The following is a 12462-nucleotide window of genomic DNA, read 5'->3' on the forward strand; positions in this document are numbered from 1 at the left end:
CGGCGGTGCTTGTGCCCAGTGATCCTTGGCCGCTCGGCGCCAACGAGGCCTAAAGATTGCATACATGCACCAGACCCTGGAGGGATATGGTGCATTTCATTACGCGTCGCCTCAGCCGGCTCAGCGTTGGCCGCAAACTGCTGGTCATCTACCTGCTCGACCTGAGCGCGGTCATCTTCATCAGCGGCATCCTCATCAACGAGAAGTTCATCGCGATCGATTTCGGCCGCAAGGAGATGGCGGGCGCGGCCTACATCGACCGCATGCGCCCGTCGCTGCTGGCCGCCGCCGGCTGGCACGGCGCCGAGCCCGCGCCGCCGCTGGCGCTCGAGCGGCTCGAGCAGCAGTACGGCGAGGGCTTGCAGAGCGCCGAGGTCAGCCAGCGGTTCAGCGAGGCGCTGGCGTCCGCCGCCCAGGCCGGCCCCGCCGGGCGCGAGACGGCCAGGCGCGCGGCGCTCGAGCAGGGGCGCGCACTGGTGACGCGCATCGGCAACCAGTCGAACCTGATCCTCGACCCGGACCTCGACAGCTACTACACGATGTCGCTGGTGCTGCTGCGCTTTCCGGAGTTGCTCGAACTCGGCGCCGACATGGCCGCGCGGCTGCACGCCCCTGGTGCCAGCGGCCTCGCCGCGACCGAGGCGCGCACGCAGTACTTCATCCTCGAAGGGCGCATCGATGCCATCGCGGCCAGCATCCGCAGCGACTATGCGGAGGCTTTCGCCGCCGCCAAGGGGCCGTTGCAGGCGCGGCTCGATCCGTCGCGTGCGCGCCTGCTGGCCAGCATCGAGGGGTTCAGGCGTGCTTCGCGCAGCGTGCTGGAATCGAGCGACAGCACCGACGCCGGCGCGAGCCACCGCGGTCTCGCGGCGTTCGACGCGGCCCAGCAGACGCTGTTTGCCGAGCTCGACGGCGCGTGGTCGGGCGCCATCGGCGAGCTCGACGCCATGCTCACCTCGCGCGAGCACGGCTTCTTCGCACGCATGTGGATGCACCTGGGCACGGCATTGTTCCTGCTGCTGATGATCCTCACGGCGGTGTTCTACGTGGCGCGCCAGATCTCGCTGCCGCTGCGCCGGCTGTCCGGCGTGGTCGACACCGTGCGCCGCACCGGCGACCACAGCCTGCGCGCGCACTGGGACAGCGGCGACGAGATCGGCCTGCTGGTGCTGGGCTTCAACGACATGCTCGCGCAGCTCGACCGCCAGCGGCAGGCGCAGCAGGAGCTCGCGGCCAGCGCCCGCGCGGCCGAAGCGCAGCGCGACCTGGTCGCGGCCATTCCGATCCCGCTGATGGTCACGGCCATTCCGAACCACGAAGTGCTCAACGCCAACCCCAGCGCGCTGGCGTGGCTTGGCGGGGGCACGCGCGACCCGTGGGCGCTGGGATTGGCGCCCGGCGTGCGCTCGCGCTTCTTCCAGCAGCTGGCCGACCGCGGCGCCGTCGACGAATTCGAGGTGCGCTGGCTCGGGGGCGCCGAGCCGTCGTGGGCGGTGCTGTCGGCGCGGCGGCTGGTCTACCAGGGGCAGGACGCGCTGCTCACCGCCTTCACGCCCATCAACCACCTCAAACTGATGGAGCAGCGGCTGATGCTCTGGGCCAAGGTGTTCGAGGCCTCGTCCGAGGGCATCCTGATCATCGACGGGCAGCATCGCATCCTCACGGCGAACCGGGCGCTGTGCCGCCTCACCGGCCACGACCTGAGCGATCTGGTGGGCGAGCCGCCCGAACAGCTCATGCGCGACGACACGGCGCATTTCGCCGACCTGTGGCCGGTGCTCGACCAGCGCGGCACCTGGCAGGGCGAGGTCAGCGTGCGCCGGCGCAACGGCGACAGCTACCCCGCCTGGCTGGTCGCCAGCGTGGTGCGCGACGGACCGGATCGCATCTCGCACTACATCTTCACGTCCATCGACGTGAGCGACCGCAAGCGCAGCGAGGCGCGCATCCGCTTCCTGGCCCATCACGACGTGCTGACCGAGCTGCCCAACCGGTCGCTGTGCATCGAGCGCCTGGGGCTGGCGTTGCAGCAGGCCCGGCGCAAGGGGCAGCGCGTGGGGGTGCTGTTCATCGACCTGGACCGCTTCAAGAACATCAACGACTCGCTGGGCCACCACGTGGGCGACGCGCTGCTGCGCTCGGTGGCCGCGCGCATGAGCCAGGCCGTGCGGCCCGGCGACACGGTGAGCCGCCTGGGCGGCGACGAGTTCGTCGTGGTGCTGAACAACGTGGCCGACGGCCAGGAGATCCTGTCGCTGGTCGAGCGCCGGCTCATCGCGCTGATCCGCCAGCCCCACGACATCGACGGCGCCGAGATCCATGTGTCGTGCAGCGTGGGCATCGCGGTGTACCCCGACGACGCGCAGGACATCGACGCGCTCATGCGCCATGCCGACGTCGCCATGTACCAGAGCAAGGCGAGCGGGCGCGACACCGCGCGCTTCTTCACCCCCGAGATGAACGAGCGCGCCCAGCAGCGCCTGCAGCTGGAGTCGAGCCTGCGCCATGCGATCGAGCGCGGCGAGCTGAGCCTGCACTACCAGCCGCGCATCGATGCGCACACCGGCGCGCTGATCTGCGTGGAGGCGCTGCTGCGCTGGCAGAGCGCGGAGCTGGGGCAGGTGCCCCCTGCGCAGTTCATCCCGATCGCCGAGGAGTCGGGGCAGATCGTGGCCATCGGCGCCTGGGTGATCGAGCAGGCCTGCGCGCAGCACGCCGCCTGGCGCCGCGAGGGGCTGGGCGCGATCCGGGTGGCGATCAACATGTCGGCGCTGCAGTTGCGCGACGGCGGCTTGCTGGAGGTGCTGCGCGGCGCCATCGCGCTGCACGGCGTGTCGCCCGGCGATCTGGAGCTGGAGCTCACCGAGTCGACGCTGATGGATGCGGCCGAGCAGTCCCTGTCGCAGCTGCAGGCGCTGAAGTCGCTCGGCGTGATGTTGTCGATCGACGACTTCGGCACCGGCTATTCGAGCCTGAACTACCTCAACCGCTTTCCCATCGACAAGCTGAAGATCGACCGCTCCTTCATCCACAGGATGCTGGGCGACCCCACCGACATGGCCATCGCGCGAGCGATCATCGGCCTGGGCCATGCCCTGGGACTGCGCGTCGTGGCCGAGGGCGTGGAGCGGCGCGAGGAAGCGGACAGCCTGCGCGCCGCGCGTTGCGACGAGCTGCAGGGCTTTCTCATCGCCCGGCCGATGCCGCCTGGCAAGCTGGGGGGCTGGATCGAACAGGCGTCACCGCCGGCGTGGCACGCGCACGGGGCCTTCGATGGCGCCCCGGCGTAGCGCCCGGCGCCTAGCGGTCGGCGGTGCCCGCTGCGCGAGCCTCGATCCAGGCCAGGCATTGCTCGCGCAGCAGGTCCATCGAGGCGAGCGCGTTGGCCTGGGGCTCGAAGATGGCGAGTTCGCCATGCGACTGGCCCTGGCAGTGGATCTGCGCCGAGCCCGTGAATTTCTCGAGCGACGGCACCAGCTGGTAGCGGAACTCCCACCCGCCGGGGTGGCGCTCCGACTCGCTGAATGAACCGGCGCACGCCGCGTCGGTAGCGGCGGCCGTGCGCGGTGCGGCGTTGTCGCGGTGTGCGCGAAGCGCGGGTCGTGTCGGGGGCGGCGGGAAATAGGCGGAAATCATGGATGTGTCTGTGGTCGGGCCTGCGTCTGTCCTGGCGTGCTCGTCCGGGCGCAAGGCACGGCGACGCAACGGCGAAGAATTTAGATCCGCTCCCGCGCAAGTTCTGTCGGAAGACATGCCGAGATGGGATGCCGAGATGGCGTGCCGCACGTCGCCGTCTCAGCCTCTGCGTTGCGTCGCCGCCTGATAGAGGTTCATGAGCGGCGTGGCCGATATGCCGTGCACGATCACGGACACGGCCACGGTGACCAGCACGGCTTCGCCGATGGCGCCGATTTCCGACAGGCGTGCGCCGTGCGTCGACGCATAGGCGAGGTAATAGATGGAGCCCACCCCGCGGATGCCGAACCATGCGCCCAGCCGTCGCTGCGACGCCGTCCAGCTGCCTTTGGCCGTGGAGATGTAGATGGCGACCGGGCGGGCCACCGCGATCAGCACACCGGCAATCAGCAGGTTCCTCGCCGTCAGCATCTCGACCCGCAGCAGGCATCCGATCACCAGCATGGCCGCGAGCTCCACGAATTTCTCCAGTTCCTTGGCGAACTCGAGCACGTCGCGCGTCATGTCGTCCGCCGTCCTGGCCTGCGCGACGGCTTCCACCTTCTCCTGGGGACGCGCCTTCGACCGGCTGGCAAGCGCGGCCTCGCTTTCCACCTGGCGCTCGACATTGCGCATGCTCAGGCCGGCAACGAAGACGGCCAGGAAGCCGTAGACCGCGGCGTGCAGGGCGATGCCGTAGGTCAGCGCGATGAGGCCCAGCGCAAGAAAGCTCTCCATGCCGAGCGCCTGCTTTTTTTCCGTCTGGAGGAACAGCACGAGCCGGGTGAACGCGGCGCCGCAGGTCCATCCCAGCGCCAGGCCCCCGCCGATCGCCCACAGGACATCCAGCCCGAGCCAGCGCAGCCCCGCAGTTCCCAGGTCGTGCGCGCCGCTCAGCCCCAGCGCGAGCATCACGAACGGAAAGGCCGCGCCGTCGTTCAGGCCGCCTTCGGCGGTGAGCCCGAATCGCAGGTCGTCCCGGTCGTTCTCATGCCTGACCTGCACGTCGGACGCCAGCACCGGGTCCGTGGGAGCCAGGATGGCCGCGAGCAGCAGCGCGGCGCCCAGCGACAGCTTCAGTGCCAGCCCAGCGAGCGTCATCAGCATGATCGTGACGACCATGCCCACGCTGGCGAGCAGGACCGGCTGGACCCAGCTCGACAACCGCAGGCGGATGCGCAGCCGAAGGCCGACTGCGAAGAGCGAAACCAGCACCGCGACTTCGGTGATGGTTTCGATCAGCGCCGCATCCGCCCTGATGCCCAGCTTCAAAAGGTCGAAGCCGCCGGGCCCCACCGCAAAGCCCAGGCCCATGTAGAGCGCGGCCGCGCTGATGGGCAGCGTCTTGAGCAAGGTGCCGGACAGCGCCATCAGGATCAGCAAGGCGCCGACCAGCAGGTCCCAGGTCGCCGCGGTCATGAGCGGGGCTTCTCGGCGGGGCGGGCTGGCACCCTCAGCCCATCAGCTTGTCCAGGGTGATGGGCAGGGTGCGGACACGCTTGCCGCACGCGTTGAACACCGCGTTGGCCACGGCGGCGCCGACCCCGGTGATGCCGATCTCGCCGACGCCGCGCGCGCCCATGGGCGAGTGCGGGTCAGGGATGTCGGTCCACATCACATCGATCTGCGGCACGTCCATGTGCACCGGCACGTGGTAGTCGCTGAGGCTGGGATTCATGATGCGGCCGTTGCGTTCGTCGAACTGGGTCTCTTCCATCAGCGCGAGTCCCAGACCCATGACGATGCCGCCGCGGAACTGGCTGGCCGCGGTCTTGGCGTTGACGATGCGGCCGCAGTCGAACGAGCCCAGGAAGCGGGACACGCGCGTCTCGCCCGTCACCTCGTTCACCCGCACTTCGCAGAACATGGCGCCGTGTGAATGCATCGACCAGTGCTGCACCTCCAACGGCCTGGGCGCGTCGGCCTCGACCGCCAGCGTGTCGCGGCCGGCGCGCGCCAGGATGGCCGCATAGCGCTCGAACCGGGCAGGGTCGTCGGCCTTTGCCAGGCCCCCGTCGCGCCCGATGACCTCGTCCGGCTGCAGGCCGTGCAGGGGCGATTCCTTGCCGCAGAGCTTCAGCAGCGCGGCGAACAGTTCGTGCTGCGCCGCCATGACGGCGCTGCCGATCGACGCGGTCTGCTGCGAACCGCCCGCAAGCACCACCCCGGGGAAGGCCGAGTCGCCGTGGCAGAACCGGACCTGATCCATGGACAGCCCGAGCCGCTCGGCGGTGACCTGCGTCTGCGCCGTGGCGGTGCCCATGCCCATTTCATGCGCGGCGATCTCCACCGTCGCGTGGCCGTCGCGCGAGAGCGTGATGCGGGCCGCGCCGCCCGGCATGCGGTAGTACGGATACGTGGCGGTGGCGCAGCCCATGCCGATCAGCCACTCGCCGTCGCGGCGTGCCGCCGGCGTCGCGTTGCGCCGGTTCCAGCCGAAGCGCTGCGCGCCCGCGCGGTAGGCCTCGACGATGTGCCGGGACGAGAAGGGAACGCCCGTGGTCGGATCCTTCTCGGGCTCGTTGCGGATGCGCAGCTCGATCGGGTCCATCTTCATGGCGTGGGCCAGCTCGTCGATGGCGCTTTCCAGCGCGAAGGTGCCCACCGCCTCGCCGGGCGCGCGCATGAAGGTGTTGGCCAGCATGTCGAGCGTGGCCACCTCGACGTCGAGCTTGAAGCTGCCCGCCGCGTAGGCCGAGCGTGCCGGCAGCACGAACGGCTCCGGCATGTTGTTGTGCTCGGTCATGGTCACGACGCCGGTGTGGATCAGCGCGTCGAAGCGTCCGTCCGCCTGTGCGCCGATGGCCACGCGCTGCTCGGTGTTGGTTCGCCCGCCCACGACGCGATAGACCCCTTCGCGCGAGAGCATGATGCGCACCGGCCGCCCGGCGAGCTTCGAAGCCGCCGCCGCCAGCACCTGGTGGCGCCAGAGGGTCTTGCCGCCGAAGCCGCCGCCCACGAACTGCGAGGTCACGTGCACCTGCTTCTCGTCGATCCCGAAGATCTCCGCCATGGACCACGCCATGTGCGCCACGGCCTGCGACGCGTCATGGATGAACAGTTCGTCGCCCTTCCAGGCGACGGTCGCCGCGTGCAGCTCGATGGCGTTGTGGTTGTGGCGCGGCGTGGCGTACGTGACGTCGACCCGGTGCGCGGCGGCAGCCAGCGCCGCCTCGGCGTCGCCGATCTCCATCTTCAGCGGCTCGCCCTGGAAGGTGCCGGGCTTCGTCCCCTTGGCCTTCGCAGCCGCGAACGTGGTCGTGGCCGGCTCGCGGTCATAGACCACGTGCACCAGCGACGCGGCGTGATCGGCTTGCTCCTGCGTCCGGGCGAGCACGACGGCGATGGGCTGGCCGTTCCAGTGGACCTGATCGTCCTGCAGGATGGGCAGGTCGTCGCCGCCGGCGGCCTTGTCCTTGGACATGAACAGCGGCATGGGCTTCATGCGCGGTGCGTTCCCGTGGCTCATGACGAGCTCCACGCCGGGCGACGCCTCGGCGGCGGCCGTGTCGAGCGTGGCAATGCGCCCGCGCGCGACCGTGCTGTGGACCAGCGCGGCGTAGAGCATCCCTTCCAGAGGGAACTCGGCCGCGAACCGCGCCTGTCCCTGCACCTTGAGCGGCCCGTCCAGGCGCGAGACCGGCGCACCGACCAGGCCTTGCGCGCGCGCGATCAGCGGGTCCGGCGTGCCGCCGGGCATCCACGCGTCGGGCGCGGCCTCGATGGCTTTCTTCATGACCGCCTGGACGGTCTCCTGGATGATGCTCATGCTTTCATCTCCTTGAGTTCGGCAAGCACTGCCGCGATCGTTCGCCGGGCGAGTTCGACCTTGAATCCGTTGTGGCGCAGGGGCTGCGCCTGGGCGAGTTCCGCCTGCGCGGCGGCTCGGAATGCCTCGGCGGTCGCTGGCTGCCCGCGCAGCGCGTCTTCCGCCTTCCAGGCGCGCCAGGGTTTGTGCGCGACACCGCCGAGGGCGATGCGCACGTCCTTGACGGTGTCGCCGTCCAGTTCCAGGGCTGCCGCCACCGACACCAGCGCAAAGGCATAGCTGGCGCGGTCGCGCACCTTGCGGTAGGTCGAGCGAGCGCCGAAAGCCAGCGCGGGCAGCTCCACGGCGGTGATGAGTTCACCGGGCCAGAGCTGCGTTTCGAGCTCGGGCTGGTCGCCGGGCAGGCGATGCAGGTCGGTGAATGGCAGCGCGCGTTCGCCTTCGGCGTTGCGCAGGTGCACCACGGCACCCAGCGCTGCGAGCGCCACGCACATGTCGGACGGATGCGTGGCGACGCAGCTCGGCGAGGCTCCCAGGATGGCGTGATAGCGGTTGATGCCCTCCGCCGCGTCGCACCCCTGCCCGGGGTGGCGCTTGTTGCAGCGCGAGCCGCCGTCGTCGTCGTAGAAGTACGCGCAGCGCGTGCGCTGCAGCATGTTGCCGCCTACCGTCGCCATGTTGCGGATCTGCGCGGATGCGCCGGCGGTGATGGCCCGTGCCAGCACCGGGTAGCGCGCTCTCACCGCCGGGTGCGAGGCGAGGGCGGTGTTGCGGGTGGCTGCGCCGATCAGCAGGCTGCCGTCGGCGCGCTCTTCGATCTCGTGATCGAGCTGCGTCACATCGACCAGCGCGACGGGGCGCTCGATGGTCTCGCGCATCAGGTCGACCAGGTTCGTGCCGCCGCCGAGGTACTTGGCGCCGGGCCGGGCGCCGAGCTCGAGCGCATCGTCCACGTTCTGCGCCCGGCCATAGGTGAAGGGGGTCATGTGGGCGCCCTCTCGAATTCTTCGGCGATCGCCGCGGCGATGCCGTTGTACGCGCCACAGCGGCAGAGGTTGCCGCTCATGCGCTCGCGCAGTTCGTCGTGGGTGAGCGCAATGGCCGGCGTGCGCAGATCGGCGGTCACGTGGCTGGGAACGCCGCGGCGGAGTTCCTGCACCATGCCCACGGCCGAGCAGATCTGCCCGGGCGTGCAGTAGCCGCACTGGAAGCCGTCATGCGCGACGAAGGCCTCCTGCAACGGATGCATGCCTGCGTGCGGCGCGAGGCCCTCGATGGTGGTGACGGACTTGCCCTGGCACTGCACCGCCAGCGTCAGGCATGACAGCACGCGTTCGCCGTCGACGAGCACGGTGCAGGCGCCGCAGGCACCCTGGTCGCAGCCCTTCTTGGCGCCGAACAGATGTTGGTGCTCGCGCAGGAAATCCAGCAGCGAGACCCGTGGGTCGTCGGGCAACTCGGCTGTCGACCCGTTGATGGTGATTGGCATGTGCGTCCTCGTGGGGAAGAGGTGTTGTAAACAGTTGTCGCGACGCGCACGACGCGCGTCGGATGCGGGAACTGATTTCTTAACACGCGCAAGCCGGCGGTGGCGTCAGCCATTTCCTTCAGCACGCCGGGGCGCAGCGCCCTCGGCCCGGCAGTCAGGCCGCAGGCAGGTCGAGCTCGATCCAGGCGGGCGCGTGGTCGCTCGCGCCGGGACGTCCCCGCACGTCGCGGTCGACCCCGGCCGCGCGCAGCATGGGCGCCAGTTCCGCGTTCAGCAGCAGGTGGTCGATGCGCAGACCGGCATCCCTTGGGTAGCGGTTGCGCCAGTACGTCCAGAACGTGTAGGGCACGCGGTCGGGGTGGCAGGCGCGGATGGCGTCCGTCCATCCCTGCTTCATCAGCCGCGCGAAAGCCAGCCGGCTCTCCGGCTGCAGCAGCGCGTCCTCGCGCCAGGACGCGGGGTTGTAGATGTCGGCATCGGTGGGCACCACGTTGTAGTCGCCCGCCAGCACGACGGGCATGCCGCTGGAGAAAAGCTTCTTCGCATGCCGGTTGAACGCCTCGAACCACTGCAGCTTGTAGTCGAACTTCGGCCCGGGCTGCGGGTTGCCATTGGGCAGGTAGAGGCAGCCCACCACCACGCCGTGGACCACCGCTTCGACATAGCGGCTTTGCGGATCGTCGTCCATGCCCGGCAGGCCGCGTCCCGTTTCGATCGGCTCGCATCCGCGCGCGAGGATGGCCACGCCGTTCCACGCACGCTGCCCATGGGCGACCACGCCGTAGCCTGCGCTGCGGATCGCCTCCAGCGGCAGCTTCTCGTTCGGCGACTTGAGCTCCTGCAGGCAGGCGACGTCGGGCCGGGATTGCGCCAGCCACTCCAGAAGGCGTTCCAGGCGGCTTCCGATGCCGTTGACGTTGAAAGTGGCGATCTTCATCGTGGCGCTCCCCCAGGGAAGAAAAAACGGATCTTCATCCCGCGCCGGTTGCACGTGCGTGGGACAAGGCATCCTCCCGGGCGGTGACAACGCTTGCAGCGCGGACCTGCGGGCTGGCCGACACCCCCTTTAGACGCACAGGCGCGCTCGGCGGCGGCCTACAGGCAGCAGCCGGCAACGGTATACGGTTGCGGCACTCTTGTTCTCGGGACCGCCAGTGACAGACAGCACGCGATTCGAACCCTATACCCACTCAGCGGGCGGCTGGGGTTCCCTGAAGGCCGTGAGCACCTACCTGCTGCGCGAGCGAATTCCCATCGTCGGCGCGGAAGCGCTCTGGAAGCAGAACAAGCCCGGCGGGTTCGCCTGCGTGAGTTGCGCGTGGGCCAAGCCCGAGCATCCGCGTCCGGCGGAATTCTGCGAGAACGGTGCCAAGGCCACGGCGTGGGAGCTCACCGCCAAGCGTGCGCCCGCGTCGTTCTTCCTCGAGCACACGGTGAGCAGCCTGCTGGCATGGAGCGACCACGACCTGGAAGCGCAGGGCCGCCTGACGGTGCCGATGAAATGGGATGCCGACTCCGACCGGTACCTGGAGATCGGCTGGCAGGAGGCCTTCGAAGGCATCGGCGCCGAGATGCGTGCCCTGCATGCACAGGATCCCGCATCGGTGGTTTTCTATGCCTCGGGCCGGGCCTCGCTGGAGGCCAGCTACATGTATCAGTTGCTCGCGCGCCTGTACGGCAACAACAACCTGCCCGACAGCTCGAACATGTGCCATGAAAGCACCTCGGTGGCCTTGCCCGCGACCATCGGCGTGCCCGTGGGCACGGTCCGGCTGGACGACTTCGAGCTGTGCGATGCGATCTTCATCTTCGGCCACAACACGGGCGTGAGCAGTCCGCGCATGCTCCACCAGCTGCAGGACGCGCGCAAGCGTGGCGTGCCGATCGTCACGTTCAATCCGCTGCGCGAGCGGGGGCTCGTGGAGTTCGTGAACCCGCAGTCGCCCACCGAGATGCTCACGCCGGCGAACACGCAGATCAGCACCCAGTATCTGCAGGTGAAGAACGGCGGCGATCTCGCCGCGCTCACCGGCATGTGCAAGGCGCTGGTCGCGGCCGACGACGACGCCCTGGCGTCGGGCCGGGCGCGCGTGCTGGACGCGGCGTTCATCGCCGAGCACACCGACGGCTTCGACACTTTCGCGGCCTTCCTGCGCGAAGCGTCCTGGGACGACATCGAGTCGGAGTCCGGGCTGTCGCGCGAAGCGCTCGAAGCCGCGGCCGCCACCTTCGCCGGCGCGAAGGCGGTGATCGGCATCTACGGCATGGGCCTCACGCAGCACCGCAAGGGCGTGGAGAACGTGCAGATGGTTTCCAACCTGCTGCTGCTCGGCGGACACATCGGTCGGCCGGGCGCCGGCATCTGTCCCGTGCGCGGCCATTCGAACGTGCAGGGGCAGAGGACCGTGGGCATCACCGAGAAGCCGGAACTGGCCCCCCTGGACAGGCTGGCGACGATGTACGGCTTCGAACCGCCGCGCGAAAAGGGCCTGAACACCGTGGAGACCTGCGAGGGCGTGTTCAAGGGACAGGTTCGCGCCTTCATCGGGCTGGGCGGCAACTTCGTGCGCGCGGTGCCCGATTCCGACCGGCTGGAGCCGGCATGGCGCAACCTGCAGCTGACCGTGCAGGTGGCCACCAAGCTCAACCGCAGCCACCTGGTGCATGGGAAGGTGTCGTACCTCCTGCCTTGCCGGGGCCGCATCGAGGTCGACCGCCAGCAAAGCGGCGAGCAGACCGTGGCGATGGAGGATTCGACCGGCGTGATGCACGCTTCCCGGGGCGTTGCAGAGCCGGCGGCGGCCACGCTGCTGTCGGAACCCGCCATCGTCGCCGGCATTGCCAAGGCCAGCCTGCCACCGAACCCGAATGTCCCGTGGGACGGCTGGGTGGCGGACTATGCCCTGGTGCGCGACCACATCGCGCAGACTTTCCCGGAGATCTTTCACGACTTCAACGAGCGCCTGAAGGCGCCCGGGGGCTTCCCGCGCCCGCTGCCCGCCAAGGAGCGCGTGTGGAAGACACCCAACGGCAAGGCCTGCTTCAAGGGCTATGGCAACTTATGCGCCGATCCGGACACGCCCGAGACCGGGCCCGAGGTGCTGCGGCTCATGACGCTGCGCAGCGACGACCAGTTCAACACCACGATCTACAGCCTGGACGACCGCTTCCGCGGCGTCTACGGCACGCGCCGCGTGCTGCTGATGAACCATGACGACATCCGGCGGCTCGGCTTCGCGGAAGGCGACAGCGTGGACGTGCACACCGCCGTCGATGACGGCCATGCGCGAAGCGTCCGGGGGCTGCGCGTCACGCCCTACGACATCCCGGCGGGCTGCGCGGGCGGCTACTACCCCGAATGCAATCCGCTCGTGCCGCTGGCGCACCACGCCGAGCACAGCAAGGTGCCCGCTTCCAAGGCCATTCCGATCCGGCTGAGCCCGTCTGCGAATGCCTGACGAAGGTGCAGCCGCTCGCAGCAGTGATGCGCACTATTTCGGCGGGACCGACTCCGGATCGGGAAGAGGTC

The 12462-nt window shown here is 69.4% G+C and carries 8 protein-coding genes; 2 read left to right on the forward strand and 6 right to left on the reverse strand.

Features of this window, described 5'->3' with window-relative positions:
• Nucleotides 1-86 precede the first annotated feature (86 nt).
• Nucleotides 87-3290, forward strand: coding sequence for an EAL domain-containing protein (locus WIX39_RS27170; RefSeq protein WP_409196385.1), 3204 nt, complete (start codon nucleotides 87-89; stop codon nucleotides 3288-3290).
• Nucleotides 3291-3300: 10 nt separating this feature from the next.
• On the opposite strand, the gene WIX39_RS27175 is transcribed toward WIX39_RS27170, so the two are convergent.
• From WIX39_RS27175 to WIX39_RS27200, 6 genes are all read right to left on the reverse strand, one after another.
• Complete coding sequence (locus tag WIX39_RS27175) at nucleotides 3301-3636, reverse strand: hypothetical protein (RefSeq protein ID WP_106937926.1); 336 nt, start codon at nucleotides 3634-3636, stop codon at nucleotides 3301-3303.
• A gap of 159 nt (nucleotides 3637-3795) precedes the next feature.
• Nucleotides 3796-5094: a cation:proton antiporter gene (locus tag WIX39_RS27180; RefSeq protein ID WP_106937925.1), complete on the reverse strand. Its 1299-nt coding sequence runs from the start codon at nucleotides 5092-5094 to the stop codon at nucleotides 3796-3798.
• Nucleotides 5095-5128: 34 nt separating this feature from the next.
• Nucleotides 5129-7444, reverse strand: a complete 2316-nt coding sequence (locus WIX39_RS27185) for a xanthine dehydrogenase family protein molybdopterin-binding subunit (protein WP_199852019.1) — start codon at nucleotides 7442-7444, stop codon at nucleotides 5129-5131.
• Nucleotides 7441-8430, reverse strand: a complete 990-nt coding sequence (locus tag WIX39_RS27190) for an FAD binding domain-containing protein (RefSeq protein WP_081271035.1) — start codon at nucleotides 8428-8430, stop codon at nucleotides 7441-7443. Before WIX39_RS27190 ends, WIX39_RS27185 begins: the two co-directional genes overlap by 4 nt.
• Nucleotides 8427-8933 (reverse strand): 2Fe-2S iron-sulfur cluster-binding protein, encoded by a 507-nt coding sequence (locus tag WIX39_RS27195; RefSeq protein ID WP_081271034.1) that lies wholly within the window; start codon nucleotides 8931-8933, stop codon nucleotides 8427-8429. The genes WIX39_RS27190 and WIX39_RS27195 overlap by 4 nt, the downstream gene beginning before the upstream one ends.
• Before the next feature lie 154 nt (nucleotides 8934-9087).
• The gene (locus WIX39_RS27200) at nucleotides 9088-9870 is read right to left on the reverse strand and encodes an exodeoxyribonuclease III (RefSeq protein WP_081271033.1); all 783 of its coding nucleotides are present in this window, start codon (nucleotides 9868-9870) and stop codon (nucleotides 9088-9090) included.
• Nucleotides 9871-10087: 217 nt separating this feature from the next.
• On the opposite strand from WIX39_RS27200, the gene WIX39_RS27205 reads away from it, so the two are divergent.
• Nucleotides 10088-12391, forward strand: coding sequence for an FdhF/YdeP family oxidoreductase (locus WIX39_RS27205; RefSeq protein ID WP_409196386.1), 2304 nt, complete (start codon nucleotides 10088-10090; stop codon nucleotides 12389-12391).
• Nucleotides 12392-12462 lie beyond the last annotated feature (71 nt).

Source organism: Variovorax sp. AB1(2024), assembly GCF_037482385.2.
GTDB lineage: Bacteria > Pseudomonadota > Gammaproteobacteria > Burkholderiales > Burkholderiaceae_C > Variovorax.